The sequence below is a fragment of the Aminivibrio pyruvatiphilus genome (genome assembly GCF_004366815.1).
In the GTDB taxonomy this organism is placed as follows: domain Bacteria; phylum Synergistota; class Synergistia; order Synergistales; family Aminobacteriaceae; genus Aminivibrio; species Aminivibrio pyruvatiphilus.
The window spans coordinates 15,742-32,212 of sequence record NZ_SORI01000008.1 but is presented as its reverse complement, the minus strand read 5'-3'; the positions used below and the strand labels follow the sequence as shown (position 1 = coordinate 32,212).

The window sequence follows — 16,471 nt, the reverse complement described above, 5'->3', positions numbered from 1 at the left end:
TTCTTCTCAGAGCTGGGACGACCAGAGACGCCCGGCGGATTCAAGCACCTTCTGTCTGAGGGGCCGCCGGAGCCATTCGTGAAGCCGGTACTGGGAGCTTTCCACCATGTCGTTTTCGTAGGCGCGGATGAAATCAGCGGCCACCGAGGCGTCATAGATGAATGCCTGGACCTCGAAATTTATCTCGAGGCTCCTGGCGTCCAGATTCGCTGTCCCCACCGACACGGCGGAACCGTCCGCAATGAGGATTTTCGAGTGGATGAACCCTTTTTCGTAGCGGTAGACCTTCACTCCCGCTTTGAGGAGTTCCTCCACGTGCGAGAGGGAGGCCCAGTAGACGAGGGCGTGGTCGGTTTTGTGGGGTATCATGACCCGAACATCGACCCCGCTCATTGCCGCGACAATGAGTGCAGTCATCAGGGGCTCTCCCGGCACGAAATAGGGAGTGCACAGCCAGATGGATTTTCTGGAGTTGGTGATGAGGGAGAAGTAGCCCTGAAGGATTGATTTCCAGTTGTTGTCAGGGCCGCTCGCGGCAATCTGAACCGGAGTTCCCCCGGGTGCGCGCGAGGGGGCGGGGGGGTGCTCCGCCAGGGGTTTTTTGTCGCAGAATGCCCAGTCAGCCCGGAAAATATCGTCAAGGCAGGAAACGGCAGGCCCGGTCAGTTCGATATGGGTATCTCTCCAGAAGCCCATCCCGGGATCGCCGGAAATGTACATGTCCCCTATGTTCAGCCCTCCCATGAAGCCGACGGCGCCGTCCACCACCACGATTTTCCTGTGATTTCTGAAGTTGAGCTCTCTCCGGAGCCGCGGGAATGACACGGGGAGAAAGGAGTGGACCCGGACTCCCGCATTTTTCAGGGCGACAACGTACCTCGTCCCGAGGTCCCAGCTTCCCACGCTGTCGAAGATGACGTTGACCCGTACGCCTTCCCGGGCTTTACTGATGAGAATGTCCTTTATGGTGTTTCCGATGGTGTCGTTGGCGATGGCGTAATACTCCATGTGGATGTACTCTCCAGCCTGTGAGAGGGCGCCTGTTATGGCGGAAAAGGTTTCCTCACCGTTGAGGAGCATTTTTACGGAATTCCCCGTGGTGAGAAGGGCCCTGGCGCTTTTTGAAAGCAGGAGGGACGTTTTTTGTTCCGGGGCTCCTGACATGACATCCCCTTTGCTTCCGGCGGACGGGGGCGTTCCTTCCTGCCGGATGCGCCGCTTCTTTCTTTTCAGCCTGCGGAAATAGCCCCGTCCCCGGATGTCGGGGCCGAAGAAGAGGTAGAGGATGAAACCGACTACCGGAAGAAGGATGAGGACAAGAAGCCAGGCAATGGTCCTGTCGGGGTTTTTCTCTTCAAGGAAAATGATTCCCGCGATAAACAGCCCGTAGGCCCACAGAAAGGCGGAGGAATACTCACGGATCAAGTCGGGAAGGCTGCCCGGGAAATGACGGAAGGCACCGCCCAGGGATCCGCCTTCGCCGAAGAGGACCCTTCCGGCCGCCGTCAGCTCATCCCACCTGGAAAAGAGGAAAAATGCAGTAGCGAAGCCGAAGAGAAACAGCAGCAGAAATCCCGTTCCTTTTGATCTTTTCAGAGCGGAGCACCTGTCTTTCGTTCGGCGGCACCGGGAAAAGGCGCCGGGCCTTTCCATTTCCGGGAGAGGGAGGAAACGCCTTCCCAAAAACGGTCAATAATGTTATCATGCCACGGCATGGAACACCGGCGCGAGAGTGGTGGAACGGCAGACACGTCAGACTTAGGATCTGATGCCTCAGGGCGTGGGGGTTCGAGTCCCCCCTCTCGCACCATTATGGCTTCCGGGCCTGGTAGAAGGAGATCTTTCCTTCTTTCCTGGGGGGAGCCGGCGGAACGAAGGCGTCGTCCTTGTAGCCGAAACAGACGGAATAGAGAGGCTGGCAGTCTTCCGGAATCCCGAGGGCTTCGGTTTCTTCGGGGATCGCGAAGAGAAATCCGGTGAGCCCTATCCAGCAGCTCCCGATATTCAGGGATTCCGCGGCGAGGAGCATGTTTTGTATGGCCGCGGAACAGTCGGCCTGGGGAAAAAGAAGGTCGTTTCCCGGTTTTTTCCCCGAGACGACGATCACCGTGGGGGCCCTGTGGAAAAGATGGTATCCCTCTCTGCCTGCCAGCTTGCTGACCCAATCGATGGGGGAGCGGGACATGAGGCTGATGGTCTTTTCGCTCATCTCGTCGATTTTTTGCTTGTCCTGGATGACGAGGAAATGCCAGGGCTGGGCGTTGTGGCCGCTGGGAGCCCAGATCGCAGCCTCGAGAATGAGGTCGAGGTCTTCCCGGCGAAGCTGGTCCGGCCGGAACCTCCTGACGCTTCTTCTGTTTCTGATGGTTTCCATTACCGGGTTCATTGGGCGGTTCGCCTCCCTTTGTGGTGTGAGCCCCATGGGGGCACCGATAACAATAGCCCAAAAATCGAAGAATTGCTATAATGAGCTAAATTTTTCTACCCTCTTCGGCAGGAGCAACTGTCTGCAGAAAGGAGCACCATTATGAGGATACGTTTTGCACCTTGTATTTTTGTGCTGTCCGCTCTTCTTTTTTTCTCGGTCGATGTGAGGCACGCTTTCTCCGCCCCCTTTTCAACAAGCCAGGAATTTAATACAATGCAGCGCTTTCGCTCGAAAAAGGACCAGCGCAACAGACTGAAAGCCATCGAGACCTACTTCATGAGGAAAAACCCCAAGGTTTCCCCGAAGAACATCTCCCATTATGCACGGCTCATAGAGGATTATTCCGCCCAGTATAATCTTGATCCCTTCCTCGTGGCCTCCGTCATGGTCAAGGAATCCACCATAAAGGAAAAGGCGGTCAGCAAGGGGAATTACGGTCTCATGCAGATCAACTGGAACGCCAACAGGCCATGGATCATCAAGACCTTTCCGATCCGTTCAAAAGCCGATCTCATCATCCCCTCCAACAATGTCCGCATAGGAGCCCACATACTCGCCGCAAACATCAGGAAATGCAAGGGAGACGTGGACAAGGGGCTGGACAGGTACAGGGGGAGATCCCTCGCTTCCTACAGAAACTCCATCCACAGTCATTATCTTGCCATCTCACAGATATTCAGGCGGCTCCAGCCGACAACGTAAGCAGTTCCCATGAAGCCCTCCGAACTTTCCGCCGTCATCCTTGCCGCAGGCTATTCCAGCAGGATGGGCTTCTTCAAACCTCTTGCCGCACTGGACGGACGGGCTGCCCTGGAGTGGGCGGTCCGCTCCGCAGCGGAGGCAGGTATCGGCGACATTGTGGTGGTGACGGGATTCCGCCGGGAGGAAACGGCTATCTGTGCAGCCCGGGCGGGAGCCCGTCCCGTTTTCAATCCGAGGTTTTCCGAGGGGATGCTTTCTTCCGTGCAGACGGGAGCTGCATCCCTTTCGTCTTCCTCCAGGGCCTTCTTTCTTCTCCCCGCCGACATCCCCACCGTCCGTCCGGCCACGGTGCGGCTCCTTGCAAGGTATGCGTCCTTCAGGGGAATTACCTACCCTCTTTTTCGGGGGGAGCGGGGCCATCCCCCCCTTATCGGGGCTTCGTTCATTCCCCACATCCTGAATTATTCAGGCGAGGGAGGGCTGAAACGTTTCCTTGAAATGAGGGAAAAAAGCGCCGTTGACCTTGCCGTTGCCGACGAGGGAGTGCTGCTCGACATGGACGAGCCGGAGGATTTCGAAAGGATGTGCCGGAGGGCGGAGAGCATCCATATTCCTTCTCCCGCTGAACGGCAGGCCCTTTTCTCCATAGCCGGTACTCCGGAAGAGGTTCTGGCTCACTCGGTGAAGGTTGCTTCGGTTGCTCTGCGTCTGGCCCGGGCGCTGCGCAGGGGAGCGGACAGGGAACTGCTCGAGAGCGCCTGCCTTCTGCACGACATCTGCAGGGCACTGCCCGAGCATGACGCCGCGGGAAAGGTTTTCCTCGATGTCTGCGGTTTTTCTGCCGTGGCGGCCATTGCCTCGTGCCATATGAATATTCCTCCCCGGGCAGCCCCTGAGGCGAAACTTCTTTACCTGGCTGACAAGCTGGTCCGGGGAACTTCCCTTGTGCCGCTTGCCGAAAGAAAAAGGCATGCTCTTGAGAAATTCGGGAACGACCCGAATGCACGGTCAAACATAGCGAAACGGTTCGCCCGGGCGAGACGGATTGCCCGCTGGGTCGAAAAAGAGGCAGGGGAAAGCATCGGGAGCATTCTGGGAGAAGGGAATCACACTCTGGACGGCTCACATTGAATAAGGTAAAGTTAAGGACGGCAAAGGGCCTGCCTGCAGGCCGCCGGCATGAATGAATAGACCTTGGAGCGTTTCGATAAAGGGGGAGAACTATGAATATGGTGCAATGGTATTTCCCGGAGACGATCGACGAAGCGGCATCGCTTCTCGGAAGGGAAAGGACCGTTCCCCACGGAGGCGGAACGAGCCTCGTGAAAAGCGGGATAGGTTCTTTTGCCGGAGTGGTGGATCTTACAAAGGTTCCGCTGAACTATCTGAAAACGGACAGAGGCGTTCTGGAAATCGGAGCGAACCAGACATTTGCGTCTGCGGCCGAGAATCTCTCCAACCTTTATCCCGGCTGCATTCTTGCCGAAGCCCTTGGTTCGGCTGCCTCCACGCCCCTGCGGAACAGGATCACCATGGGGGGCAGCGCGTCCCTTTTTCCGCTGTGGTCTGACCTCATAGGGCCCATGGCCGTCCTGGAGGGAAAAATCCGCACGGAGGGAAAAAACGCCGGCACCTATGATCTCTCCCCGTGGCTTGCGGACAGGTCGCTCCAGAAAGGAACCCTGATCACATCCCTCATTTTCCCCGACCCGTCCGACTGGATATCGGTATATTACCGTGAGGTAAGGGTTGGCTTCGATTACCCGGCCTTTACCGTATCCGTCCTTGCCCGCACCAGCGGTCCCAGGATAGAAAGAATTCGGGTCGCCCTTTCCGGAGGGACCGACAGGGCACTCAGGCTGACGGAGCTTGAGAAGGCGCTGAACGGCGCGGATATCTCGAAAGTACAGTCCCTTGACATCCGGAAGATGGGCTCTGTCCCCTTCGGAAGAAAACCTGCAGGATCCCCCGAGTACCTTTCGGAAATAGCCGCGGTCCAGGTGGAGCGCTGTGTGAAATCAGCCCTTTTCAGGGAGGAGGAAACCCGATGAAGGGAACATTTTTCATCAACGGGCGGAAAGAGGAGTGGTCCTTCGCTCCGGACGCCGTCCTTCTGGACGTGCTGCGGGAGAACGGATGCACCGAAGTCCACAGGGGCTGCGGGGAAGGAATCTGCGGTACCTGTGCCGTGGTCGTGGAGGGTTCCCTGGTGAATTCCTGCCAGGTCTTCGCCGCTTCGGCCCAGGAGAAGGAGATTCTCACCGTGGCCGGCATCGGTTCCATTCACGCCCCTCATCCTCTGCAGACCGCCTTTGTCGAAACAGGGGCGGTACAGTGCGGTTTCTGCACTCCGGCCATGATCCTGGCAGCCTACTGCCTTCTGAAAAAGACGCCGAACCCCACCGATGACGAGATCCGCAGGGCCCTTGACGGCAATTCCTGCCGCTGCACCGGGTATGTCAAGATCATCGAGGCGGTCCGTCTCGCCGCAAGGAGGATGAGCAGCCATGAGTGATTTTTCCGTGGTCGGAAAACCGGTCCTGAAGGTGGACTCCCTTTCCCTGGCCTGCGGGACGGCACGGTATACCGCAGACTTCGAGGTGAAGAATCCTCTCCATCTCGTCTTCTTTTATTCCCCCCACGCCCATGCGGAGATACTGTCCATCGACGATGGTCCCGCACGGGGCATGGAGGGGGTGGTGGATGTCTTTCATTCGGGCAACACCCGGTCGGAGCTGTACACCACGGCCGGGCAGGGATATCCCGAACCCTCTCCCTACGATACCGCTCTCTTCAACAAGAGGGTGAGATATGTTGGCGATATCGTCGGTGCGGTGCTGGCGGAATCGGCCGCGGCTGCCCGGGAGGCGGCAGGGGCTGTTCGGGTGGAGTACCGTCAGCTCGAACCCCTCTTCGATCCGGAAAAATCCATGGATCCGGGGTCCCCCTGCCTCCACGGTGACGGCGCTTTTGCGCCCCTTCCCGTGCCGTATCGGCCGGAAGAGAATGTGGCGGGGGAAGTGCTCTTTTCCTTCGGCGACGTGGAAAAGGGTTTCGCCGAGGCGGACTTCATCGAGGAGGAAACCTACAGGACCCACTACGCGAACCACTGTGCCATGGAACCCCACGCGGCAACGGCCACCTTCGACGAAAAGGGCAGGCTGGTCATCTACACCACGACCCAGGTTCCCTTCCACGCCCGGCGGACGGTCAGCAGGGTGACGGGCATTCCCGCCCACAGGATCAGGGTCGTGAAGCCGCGGATCGGCGGAGGATTCGGCAGCAAGCAGGAGATCATCCTCGAGCCCTATGTTGCCCTGGCGGCGTGGAAATACAAGAGGAGCGTAAAGGCTGAGCTAACACGGCCCGAGGTCTTCACCACCGCGAGGACGAGGCACCCCATGAGAGTCCGTATAAAGACCGGCGTAAAGAAGGACGGCACCATAACCGCCCTGGAAATGAACGACATCATGAATACCGGCGCCTACGGCGCCCATGCGCTGACGGTGCTCTCCAACGCGGGATCGAAAGTCCTGCCCATGTTCAACAAGATCCCGAACGTCTCCTTCACCGGACGAGCGGTCTACACCACCCTACCGGTGGGCGGAGCCTACCGTGGATACGGTGCCACCCAGGGGTACTTCGCCTTCAACCAGCATGTGGACGGCATCTGCAGAAAACTCGGAACGGATTTCGTCGACTTCGTGAAGAAGTGGCATATCCGCGAAGGGGAAACCTCGGAAGTTTTCAAAGCTATAGGGGAAGGTACGGAGGGAGTCAGCCAGATCATCAAGTCCTGCAAGCTGTCCGAGTGCCTGGACCGCGGAGCGGAGGAAATCGGGTGGAACAGGCTCCGGGCAAAGAGGATCACCTCCGGCTCGTGGGTCAAGGGTGTGGGTGCCGCCGTTTCCATGCAGGGGTCGGGCATCCCGAAGGTGGACATGGGAAGCGCCTCCATGAAAATGAACGACGACGGTTCCTTCAACCTGTACGTGGGGGCCACCGATATCGGCACGGGGTCGGACACCATCCTCAGCCAGATTGCCGCGGAAACCCTGAAGGTGCCCGTGGAAATGATTCTCATCCTTTCCTCCGACACGGACCTTACCCCCTTTGACACCGGGGCCTATGCTTCCTCCACCACCTATGTCTCGGGCCAGGCGGTGCTTCGCTGCGCAGGGAAGATCAGGGACCAGATCCTGTCCGCGGCCTCAGTCCTCATGGGCGCTCCCGCTGAATCGCTCATTCTCGGCGACGGCGGGGTCGTGGTGAACAGGCAGACCGGGGAGGAATCGTCCTTTTCGAAAATCGCCTGTTTCACCCTGTACAGCCACGACCAGTTCCAGATCCAGGCCGGCGCCTCCTATACGGGAGGTGAATCGCCGGCGCCCTTTATGGCTCACTTCGCCGAGGTTGACGTGGATCTGGAAACAGGAAAAGTCCGCCTTGTGAAGTTTGTCTCCGCCGGAGACTGCGGGAGGCCCATCAATCCCGTCCTCACCGAGGGACAGATCGAAGGGGCCACCATGAACGGCATAAGCTACGCCCTCACGGAGCAGTATCTCTTTGATCCGCGGGGGAAGATGACGAACAGCTCCTTCTGGGACTACAAGATCTTCGGCACCCTGGATCTGCCGGTGATGAAGACCATTCTGGCGGAGTCTGACGAGCCCACGGGTCCCTACGGCGCGAAATCCATTTCCGAGATAGGCATCAACGGACCGGCGCCGGCCATCGCCAACGCCATTTTTGACGCTACGGGCAGGCGGATCTATGACCTTCCGCTGACTCCCGAGAAGGTGCTTGCGTCGCTGAAGGGTGTCAAATGACCGGAAACTGCATGGACTGCGGAGAATATGTCCTTGGAAGGGGTGTAGTGGCCGACGGGGCGGGGCTGTTTCTCGAGGACGGTGCACTCCTCGTTTCCGGGGGCCGGATCGTGGAGATCGGCCCCTGGGAAACCGTCCGGAGGGACGACATTCCCTTCTTCGACGTGGAAGGCCGCCTGATTCTTCCGGGACTCGTAAATTTCCACCACCATCTGTATTCCTTCTTCGCCCCGGGGATCTCCCCGGCCGGTCCGACGGAGACTTTTCCCGAGATTCTCGAAAATCTCTGGTGGCGGCTTGACAGGATGATCGACGAGGAGTCGCTCTATTATTCAGTGCTCATGGGAGCCCTTGATTCCCTTTCCTTCGGGGTGACCTCGATTTTTGACCATCATGCCTCCATGAACCTTGACAGGGGAAGCCTCGATGTGGCCGCGGAAGCCGTTTCCCATGCCGGGATCCGGGCGGTGCTCTGCCTCGAGACCTCAGACCGGCAGGGGAAAGAGGCCATGAAGCGCCAGGTGGCGGAGAATATAGCCTTCTGGGAGAAGCACCGCAGCGACCCCTTCCTGGGAGGGATGTTCGGTCTTCATGCCAACCTGACCCTTTCGGAGGAGACTCTCGGTTTCATTGCGGCGGAAAAGGCTGCAGAAATGCCCGTTCACGTTCATTGTGGGGAGGCCCCGGAGGACCTCGCCTTCTGCCGGGAGCAGGGGTACGCCGGGCCGGTGGACCGCCTGAACGCCTTTGGTCTCCTGGACGGGGACAGCTTCATGATCCACTGTGTCCATCTCTCGGAGAAGGATTATTCCCTCCTCGGGGAGATCAATCCTGTGGTCGTGCTGAATCCTGAATCGAACGCCAACAACCGGGTCGGAACGCCGGACAGGGACAGGCTTCCCGGCCATCTCCTGGGGACGGACGGAATGTCGGGAGACATGGTGGCCGCCCTCCGATCATACCTGCTTCTCGGAGCCGGGGGCGGGGAGCCCTATTCCAGAATGGCGGACATGATGTTCCGTTTGCCTGAAAAGGTTCTTCAGAGACATCTCCCTGTCCGGACGGGATTCCGGCCGGGAGCTGCGGCGGATATCGCGGTCCTGGATTATATTCCTCTTTCTCCTGTCTCGGAGGTAAACCTTCTCGGGCATCTCCTGTTCGGGGCAAAGGGCGGTAAAGCCCATCTCACGGCGGTCAACGGAAAAATTCTCTGGCGGAAGGGAGCGTTTCCCGGTCATGACATGGACTCTCTCCGGTTCCGGGCCAAAAGGGCCGCTTCGGCGCTGTCGCTCCGTTTTCGAAATTTGTGATGTGTGAGTTCAGGGAGGCGAAATCATGGCGGATCTTTCTTCACGGGTGCATAATGTCTATTTTTCCAATCCGGTACTGACAGCCGCAGGGCCGAATGTGGGAACGGCGGCAAGGCTGCGGGAGGCTGTGGCAGGCGGAGCCGGGGGGATCGTGACGAAAACGGTTTCAGTGGTTCCCGCGAAGGACCCGAGGCCCACCATACGGAAAGCCTCGTGCGGCGGCCTTCTCAACTGCGAAACCTGGGCCGAGACTCCGGTGGAGGAATACCTGGAAGCCTACCGGGAAGTCAAGCGGGCAGGGGTTCCCCTCATTGCCTCCATCGGCTACACCCCTGACGATGTGAGGACCCTGGGGAGGCTGCTGGAAAAAGAAGTGGGGCCCGATATCATCGAGTTTTCCACCCACTATACGGGTAAATCCCTCGACCCCCTCCTCGACGTGGCCAAAGCCCTCCGGGAGGCCGTATCCGTTCCCGTCTGGATGAAAGTTTCTCCCAACACGCCGGATATCGAGGAGCTGGCGGTGAGAGCGTCGGAAATTGTGGACGGTTTTGTGGCTATCAACTCCTTCGGACCGGCCCTGGATTTCGACGTTGACACGGCGAAGCCTCCACTGGGCTCGACCTACGGCCAGGGGTGGCTTTCGGGACCCCCGATCCGCCCCATCGCCCTCCGCATTGTCTACCAGATAGCATCGGTCCAGCCGAAGCCCGTAATCGGCGTGGGAGGGATTTACACAGGCAGGGACGCCCTTCAGTTTCTCATGGCCGGAGCCTCCCTGGTGCAGATCTGTTCCGCAGCCATTCAGCACGGGCCGGACATATACGGAAAGGTGGCCGGGGAAATTGGGGAGTGGATGGATTCCTCGGGGTATGCCTCCCTTGATGACGTCCGCGGCCAGTACATGAGAAACGTGATGGCCAGGAACGCCCGATCGGGCCTGAAGTAGAAAGGGGGAGCGCCGGTTGGACCAGAAAACGGTCGTAGTGGGTTCTCGGCTTCCGAGAACCGATGGCCTGGCAAAAGCGTGCGGGACCACACAATACCTGGATGACCTGACCATAGAGGGATGCTGGGTGGGCGGGACGGTGCGCGCCCGGGTGCCCCGGGGAAGAATACGGGAAATCCGGCAGGATCTCTCTTTTGACTGGAGCCGGGCCGTGCTGGTCACGGCCCGGGACATCCCCGGACTCAATGTGGTTTCCATGATCCGGGACGATTACCCCGCCCTGGCCGATCCTCTTGTTTCTTTCCCGACCCAGGCGGTTGCCCTGATTGCGGCACCGGATCCGGAAACGCTCAGGGAGGCCCTCGCGGCAGTTTCGATGGACGTGGAGGAACTGCCCCCCGTCCTCACCGTGGAGGACTCCATCGCCTGCACCCAGGTCATCTGGGGGGACAGCAACGTCATGGACGAATATTCGGTTGTCTCGGGAAATGCCGAAGGGGCATTTGCCTCCGCAGACCTTATAGTTGAAGGAATTTACAGGACAAAGCACCAGGAGCACGTCTATCTCGAACCCCAGGGCATGGCGGCCATTCCCCGGGAGGACGGATCCCTGGAGGTCATCGGTTCCATGCAGTGCCCCTATTACGTTCACTCCGCCCTGGTCAAGGGGCTGGGGTTCTCTCCCGAAAAGGTCATGGTTCGTCAGACTGAGACTGGAGGCGGTTTCGGAGGGAAAGAGGACTATCCGTCCATCCTCGGACTCCACGCAGCCCTTCTTGCCCTGAAGAGCGGACGGCCGGTGAAAATGGTCTACGACAGGAAGGAAGACCTTCTGTGCACCACGAAGCGTCACCCATCGGTCATCAGGCACCGGACAGGGGTCAAAAAGGACGGAACGCTGGTGGCGGCGGAAATCGACATCATCCTTGACGGTGGCGCATTTACTACCATGAGCAAGGTGGTGCTCTCCCGCTCCATCCTTCACGCCACCGGGTGCTATTTTATTCCCCATGTCTCCGTCAGGGCACGGGCGGTGGCCACAAACACGCCTCCCAACGGCGCCTTCAGGGGATTCGGGGTTCCCCAGAGCAATTTTGCCATCGAACGGCACATGGACAGGATCGCGGAGATTCTCGGAATGGATCCCCTGGACCTCAGAAAGAAGAACATTCTGAAAAACGGTTCCTCCTTTCCCTATGGACAGGTTCTCGGGGAAGGGATGTCGGCGGAGCTTGTTCTGGACAGGGTGCTCGAAATGTCCGGCTACCGGGAAAAACGGCGCCTGTTCGCAGAAGAAAACAGAAAGAATCCCTTTCTCAGGAAGGGAATAGGCCTCTCCCTCGGACTTCACGGCGGCGGCTTTACCGGGAGCGGGGAGGAATATATCAGCGGCTCCTCATCCGTCAGGGTTTCTGGGGGCGAGAGGGTGGAGGTGCTGGTGAGCAGCGTTGAAATGGGCCAGGGTGCATCCACGGTCCTGGCAATGATCGCGGCGGAGACCCTCGGGCTGGACCTCATGAGCGTGGTCCACCATGTTCCCGATACGTCGGTGGTTCCGAACAGCGGCCCCACGGTGGCATCCAGGACGACCATGTACGTGGGCAAAACGGTCCAGGATGCCTGCATATCCCTTGTGGAGCAAATGGCGGAAAAAGCCGCCGAACTTGAAGAGTTTGCCGGGAAGCGTTTTTCCTATGAAAAGGGAGTTTTTGCGGCAGGAGAAAAGGACCGGATTCCTTTCTTCGAGATGGCGAAGCGGCTCGCCTCCTTCCCCGGAATTCTTTCGGCCACTGCGCGATACCGGCCGATCCCCGGCTTCTCGTGGGATGAATCAACCTACACCGGGGATGCGTACAAGGCCTACGCCTGGATCGCCAACGTGGTGGAGGTCGAGGTGGACATGGACACCTTCGAAATTTCGCCCCGGAAGGCCTATGTTTCAGCCGAGATCGGAAAGGCCGTTTCTCCCGTCCTTGCCTCCGGTCAGATCGAAGGAGGATCCCTCCAGGCTTTCGGCTACGCCTACCTCGAGGACGTGGGGATGAAAAACGGGAGCTATACCACGGCGCACCTCAACCAGTACCTGATCCCCACGACCCTCGACACGCCGGATTTCTCCGTGGACCTCCAGGAAGTTCCCTTTTCGGGGGGCCCCTACGGAGCGAAGGGGCTGGGCGAGCTGCCCATGGACTCAGGCGCTCCTGCCCTTGTCGCCGCCGTCGGACACGCCGCGGGAGTCTTTCCCGAAGGGATACCGGTGACAGGAGAATATCTGCATTCCCTTCTCCGGAAAAATAAGAAGGAACGGAAGGCAGGAGAACAATGAAAATAACCTGTGTCATCAACGGGACGTTCCGGGTGCTGGATGCCCGTCCGCTGGACCGTCTCCTCGATATTTTGCGGAGCATGGGGCTTTCAGGGGCGAAGGAAGGGTGCGGGGAGGGGGAGTGCGGCGCATGTGCCGTCCTTCTTGACGGAGAGCTTGTCAATTCATGCATGATCCCCGCCATGCAGGTCCACGGACGGACTGTGCTCACGGCTGAAGGGCTGGGTTCGCCGGAGAACCCGGACCTGCTGCAGAGAGCGTATGCCGAAGAGGGAGCCGTTCAGTGCGGTTTCTGCATTCCCGGAATGGTGATGGCCTCCAGGGCTCTTCTCGCCCGGGATCCTCACCCGGACCGAACTGTGATCAGAACGGGCCTTGCCGGAAACCTGTGCCGCTGCACCGGCTACGAGAAAATCATCAGGGCCGTAGAAAAGGCAGCCGGCATGGGGTACGGGGAAGGAATACCGCCTTTCGCCGGACCGGTGTGCGATTATCCGCCGGAGTTTTCCGAAGAGGAAAGGAAATCCTTCTTCCAGCCTTCCTCTATCGCTGAAGCCATTGAAATACGGGCCGAATACGGTGATGAAATAACTTTCCTCGCCGGAACGACAGATTTCTATCCCGACCTGAAAAACGATAAGGTTGAGGTGAAGAAGGTGCTCGACCTCTCCCGGGTGGAGGAGCTCAGGGCGATCACCCGGAAGGACGGAGAGCTGTTCGTCGGGGCCTGCGCCAGTGACAGCATGATCATGGAACATCCCGAAGTTCTCTCTCTTTTTCCCGCCCTTGCCCGGGCGGCGGAGCTGAGCGGGGCCCGGGCGGTGCAGAACAGGGCTACCCTGGGCGGCAACCTGGCCTCCGCTTCGGGAGCCGCGGACCTTCCCGTCCCCCTGCTGGTTCTCGGGGCGTCGGTCATCCTGAGGAGTGTCCGGGGAGAACGGCGGGTCCCCATGGAGGAATTCTTTGCCGGCTACAGGAAGACGGTTATGAAACAGGATGAAATTCTGAGGGGAGTGTCTCTCCCCCTTCCCAGGGGGTCGCTGCGCCAGGCGTTTTTCAAGCGGGGTTCCAGGGCCGCCCTGACTCTTTCCAGGATATCGGTCGCCTGTTCCGCCGTTCTTGAGGAAGGCACTCTGAAGGATGTCCGCATAGCAGCGGGAAGCATGTCCGCCTTTCCGGTCCGCCTTCCGGAGACCGAGGGGTATCTCTCGGGAAAAAAGCTGTCCTGCGTCCTGGCAAATGAAGCTGCGGACAGGGCCTCCCGGGAGATCAATCCCCGGACGTCGGGAGAATTCAGGAAAACGGTAACGGGAAATCTTGTGAGGAAATTTCTCCTTTCCCTCTCTCCCAAGGAGGAGCTGAACGGCAGATAATTATCCTTTCTTCGGATTTGGGTGGAAAAATCCGACTTGACAGAAGGAGGAATTCCATTTATTATCATCGGGTTGACAGGCGCCGTCAGCAAAAAGTGAACACATCTAGGAGGAACAAATTTGACAACCCAGGGAACAGTTAAGTGGTTCAACGCGACAAAGGGCTACGGATTTCTCACCAGCGACGATGGAAGGGACGTTTTCGTCCACTTCAGCGCCATTCAGGGTGACGGATTCAAGACTCTTGACGAAGGTCAGCGGGTGTCTTTTCAGATCACCCAGGGATCCAAGGGAGATCAGGCTGCTGACGTTGTAAAGCTCTAGCCCTTTCCAAAAAGAGCAGACCCTTGAGGCAGCGGTTAATTCCGCTGCCTTTTTCTTGTTTTTTTGTTCATTGACGTTTTTTTGCCGGAAAATCTCCTTTTTTTTGCATTCGGTCCCTTTTCCGTGTAAAATACCTTCCGCATATTTTTTTTCTCTTTCTTCGGAAAGAGATGGACCATAAATGCAGTTCGAGCTGATATCACAACAGTACGAATCAGTACTGAAAGGGGTTGCGACAGTATGAGATCCGAGATGCTTTCCCAGGAAAAAAATGTTCTCTCCATCAAGGTGGAGTTTGAACCGGGGGAATTTGCCAGGAACGTAGACAAGGCAGTCAAAGAGCTTGCGTCCAAGGTGAACATTCCTGGATTCAGGAAAGGGCATGCCCCCAGAAAAATTCTTGAGATGCGGTTCGGTAAGCAGGCCATATTCGCCGAGGCGCTGGAGACAATGCTCCCCGACGCTATAGAGGAAATCGTGAAAGAGTATGAACTGGACCTTATCGACGAGCCGTCCGTAAAGATCGAGAAGATGGAGGAGGGCAGCCCCGTGGAGGTGGTGCTTACCTTCGAGGTGTCCCCGGAGATAACCCTTCCCCAGCTTGAGGATATTTCGGTGGAAAGAGCGGTTGCCGATGTTTCCGACGAGACGCTGGAAGGGACCGTCCAGGAGATTCTGAAACAGAACTCCACCCTGGTCCCGGTGGAGGGACGTCCCATTTCCGGGACCGACACGGTCGCCATTGAATACTTCACCATCCTCTCCGGAGAAAACGGGGAAGAGGAACGGCACGGACCGGACACGACCACCCTCGATCTCTCCCAGTCCTCCGTGAGGACCGAGATCAGGGATGCCCTTCTCGGCAAGGAGCCGGGCGGGCAGGCAGAAGCGGAAGTGATGGTCGAGGAGGACTATCCCGAGAAAAATCTCGTGGGCAAAACCCTCCGCTATGACATGACCGTCACGGAAGTGAAGGAGAGGGTGCTCCCCGAGCTCACCCCGGAGTTATTCCAAAAGATTCTCCATCAGGAATGCGCTTCGGAAGAGGAGTTCCGCGAAGAAGTCAAAAAGAGGATTCACGAGAGAATGCAGGCTGAAAACCAGTCCAGGGCAGAATACGACGCGGTGGAGCTGATTTCCGGAAAAGCTGACCTCGACGTTCCCGAAACCCTGATCACCAGGCAGGTCGAAGCGATGAAGAAGGAAGACGAGGAGAAAATCCAGCGCAGCCGGAATATCTCCATGGACGAATACCTTCAGGAGACCGGCACCACGAAAGAGCAGTACGAGGAAGGCATCAGAAAGCAGGCGGAGACCATCGTCCGCCGATCCCTCGTTCTCGACAGGATTGCCGAAGACCTGAAGGTTTCTGTGGAAAAGGAAGATTTCGAGGCTGAGATGGCCACCCTGGCCTCAACCTATAAAATAGACGCCGACCGTCTGGTCAACAGCCTCTTCAAGGACGAGAAACGTCTCATGGAAGTGGCGAACAGGATCAAATACAGAAAGACCGTGAAAGCCATCATGGAGGCGGTCCGGGTTTCCGATGCGGCAGCTCCGGTGACTGAAGAGCAGCAGAACGGCTGATTCCGGAAGGAGGGCACCCAGCATGCTGATTCCGTACGTGGTCGAGCAGACCGGCCGTGGAGAACGAACCTATGACATTTACAGCCGGCTCCTCAAGGACAGAATTATCTTTCTCGGTGAAGGAATAGACGAACACACGGGCAACATCGTGGTTGCCCAGCTCCTGTTTCTCGAAAGCGAAGATCCGGAGAAGGACATCCACCTCTACATCAACAGCCCCGGGGGATACGTCACCGCGGGACTGGCGATTTACGATACCATGCAGTACATCAAGTGCCCCGTATCCACGATCTGCATCGGCCAGGCTTCCAGCATGGGCGCCGTGCTCCTTGCAGGAGGCGCCCCCGGGAAGCGTCTCGCTCTCCCCAATGCGAGGGTCATGATCCACCAGCCCCTTGGAGGCGCCCAGGGACAGGCTACGGAAGTGGAGATCCACGCACGGGAAATACTGAAGCTGCGCGACCGCCTGAATGATATACTTGTCCAGCATACAGGGCAGACAAAGAAAAAAATCGCGGCCGACACGGAGAGAGACTTCTTCATGTCTCCCGATGAGGCCCAGAAATACGGGATCATAGATAAAGTCATCCATTCGAGGTAGCCATTGCTCCTCGCAACGAAGCCTTTCCGATAAGACTTCAAG

General features: G+C 58.2%; 14 protein-coding genes and 1 tRNA gene. 13 read left to right on the top strand and 2 right to left on the bottom strand.

The window, feature by feature from the left end; all coding sequences use genetic code 11:
- Window positions 1-6: 6 nt before the first annotated feature.
- On the bottom strand, window positions 7-1,653 hold the full coding sequence (cls, locus tag C8D99_RS07435) for a cardiolipin synthase (protein ID WP_133957513.1): 1,647 nt from the start codon (window positions 1,651-1,653) through the stop codon (window positions 7-9).
- Between the two features lie 73 nt (window positions 1,654-1,726).
- Here cls and C8D99_RS07430 point away from each other — a divergent pair.
- Window positions 1,727-1,810: transfer RNA gene (locus C8D99_RS07430), tRNA-Leu, on the top strand.
- Here C8D99_RS07430 and C8D99_RS07425 read toward each other — a convergent pair.
- On the bottom strand, window positions 1,811-2,374 hold the full coding sequence (locus tag C8D99_RS07425; RefSeq protein ID WP_243833860.1) for a nitroreductase family protein: 564 nt from the start codon (window positions 2,372-2,374) through the stop codon (window positions 1,811-1,813). It lies immediately after the preceding tRNA gene.
- Between the two features lie 267 nt (window positions 2,375-2,641).
- Here C8D99_RS07425 and C8D99_RS07420 point away from each other — a divergent pair, with 267 nt between their 5' ends.
- From C8D99_RS07420 to clpP, 12 genes are all read left to right on the top strand, one after another.
- Window positions 2,642-3,130, top strand: coding sequence for a transglycosylase SLT domain-containing protein (locus C8D99_RS07420; RefSeq protein WP_166670074.1), 489 nt, complete (start codon window positions 2,642-2,644; stop codon window positions 3,128-3,130).
- Window positions 3,131-3,139: 9 nt separating this feature from the next.
- Window positions 3,140-4,261 (top strand): DVU_1551 family NTP transferase, encoded by a 1,122-nt coding sequence (locus tag C8D99_RS07415; protein ID WP_133957510.1) that lies wholly within the window; start codon window positions 3,140-3,142, stop codon window positions 4,259-4,261.
- A 92-nt stretch (window positions 4,262-4,353) separates the two neighbouring features.
- Window positions 4,354-5,181: an FAD binding domain-containing protein gene (locus C8D99_RS07410; protein WP_133957509.1), complete on the top strand. Its 828-nt coding sequence runs from the start codon at window positions 4,354-4,356 to the stop codon at window positions 5,179-5,181.
- On the top strand, window positions 5,178-5,645 hold the full coding sequence (locus C8D99_RS07405; protein WP_133957508.1) for a (2Fe-2S)-binding protein: 468 nt from the start codon (window positions 5,178-5,180) through the stop codon (window positions 5,643-5,645). The genes C8D99_RS07410 and C8D99_RS07405 overlap by 4 nt, the downstream gene beginning before the upstream one ends.
- Window positions 5,638-7,959, top strand: a complete 2,322-nt coding sequence (locus C8D99_RS07400; protein ID WP_133957507.1) for a xanthine dehydrogenase family protein molybdopterin-binding subunit — start codon at window positions 5,638-5,640, stop codon at window positions 7,957-7,959. The genes C8D99_RS07405 and C8D99_RS07400 overlap by 8 nt, the downstream gene beginning before the upstream one ends.
- Window positions 7,956-9,269 carry an amidohydrolase family protein gene (locus C8D99_RS07395; RefSeq protein WP_133957506.1) on the top strand — a complete coding sequence of 438 codons (1,314 nt, stop codon included), beginning with the start codon at window positions 7,956-7,958 and terminating at the stop codon, window positions 9,267-9,269. The genes C8D99_RS07400 and C8D99_RS07395 overlap by 4 nt, the downstream gene beginning before the upstream one ends.
- Window positions 9,270-9,294: 25 nt before the next feature.
- A complete protein-coding gene (locus C8D99_RS07390) occupies window positions 9,295-10,218 on the top strand; it encodes a dihydroorotate dehydrogenase (protein WP_133957505.1) in 924 nt (307 codons plus the stop codon).
- A gap of 16 nt (window positions 10,219-10,234) precedes the next feature.
- Window positions 10,235-12,544 (top strand): xanthine dehydrogenase family protein molybdopterin-binding subunit, encoded by a 2,310-nt coding sequence (locus C8D99_RS07385; RefSeq protein WP_133957504.1) that lies wholly within the window; start codon window positions 10,235-10,237, stop codon window positions 12,542-12,544.
- A complete protein-coding gene (locus tag C8D99_RS07380; protein WP_133957503.1) occupies window positions 12,541-13,917 on the top strand; it encodes an FAD binding domain-containing protein in 1,377 nt (458 codons plus the stop codon). The genes C8D99_RS07385 and C8D99_RS07380 overlap by 4 nt, the downstream gene beginning before the upstream one ends.
- Before the next feature lie 120 nt (window positions 13,918-14,037).
- Window positions 14,038-14,241 (top strand): cold-shock protein, encoded by a 204-nt coding sequence (locus C8D99_RS07375; RefSeq protein WP_133957502.1) that lies wholly within the window; start codon window positions 14,038-14,040, stop codon window positions 14,239-14,241.
- 240 nt (window positions 14,242-14,481) lie between these two features.
- Window positions 14,482-15,828 (top strand): trigger factor, encoded by a 1,347-nt coding sequence (gene tig / locus C8D99_RS07370; RefSeq protein WP_133957501.1) that lies wholly within the window; start codon window positions 14,482-14,484, stop codon window positions 15,826-15,828.
- A gap of 22 nt (window positions 15,829-15,850) precedes the next feature.
- Complete coding sequence (gene clpP / locus C8D99_RS07365; protein ID WP_133957500.1) at window positions 15,851-16,429, top strand: ATP-dependent Clp endopeptidase proteolytic subunit ClpP; 579 nt, start codon at window positions 15,851-15,853, stop codon at window positions 16,427-16,429.
- Window positions 16,430-16,471: the final 42 nt, after the last annotated feature.

Bases quoted from the DNA above. Each gene is read 5' to 3' on its own strand.
- C8D99_RS07405 (WP_133957508.1), top strand. From the start codon at position 5,178: ATGAAGGGAACATTTTTCATCAACGGGCGGAAAGAGGAGTGGTCCTTC.
- C8D99_RS07410 (WP_133957509.1), top strand. From the start codon at position 4,354: ATGAATATGGTGCAATGGTATTTCCCGGAGACGATCGACGAAGCGGCA.
- C8D99_RS07420 (WP_166670074.1), top strand. From the start codon at position 2,642: ATGCAGCGCTTTCGCTCGAAAAAGGACCAGCGCAACAGACTGAAAGCC.
- tig (WP_133957501.1), top strand. From the start codon at position 14,482: ATGAGATCCGAGATGCTTTCCCAGGAAAAAAATGTTCTCTCCATCAAG.
- C8D99_RS07415 (WP_133957510.1), top strand. From the start codon at position 3,140: ATGAAGCCCTCCGAACTTTCCGCCGTCATCCTTGCCGCAGGCTATTCC.
- C8D99_RS07395 (WP_133957506.1), top strand. From the start codon at position 7,956: ATGACCGGAAACTGCATGGACTGCGGAGAATATGTCCTTGGAAGGGGT.
- cls (WP_133957513.1), bottom strand. From the start codon at position 1,653: ATGGAAAGGCCCGGCGCCTTTTCCCGGTGCCGCCGAACGAAAGACAGG.
- C8D99_RS07400 (WP_133957507.1), top strand. From the start codon at position 5,638: ATGAGTGATTTTTCCGTGGTCGGAAAACCGGTCCTGAAGGTGGACTCC.
- clpP (WP_133957500.1), top strand. From the start codon at position 15,851: ATGCTGATTCCGTACGTGGTCGAGCAGACCGGCCGTGGAGAACGAACC.
- C8D99_RS07380 (WP_133957503.1), top strand. From the start codon at position 12,541: ATGAAAATAACCTGTGTCATCAACGGGACGTTCCGGGTGCTGGATGCC.
- C8D99_RS07425 (WP_243833860.1), bottom strand. From the start codon at position 2,374: ATGGAAACCATCAGAAACAGAAGAAGCGTCAGGAGGTTCCGGCCGGAC.
- C8D99_RS07390 (WP_133957505.1), top strand. From the start codon at position 9,295: ATGGCGGATCTTTCTTCACGGGTGCATAATGTCTATTTTTCCAATCCG.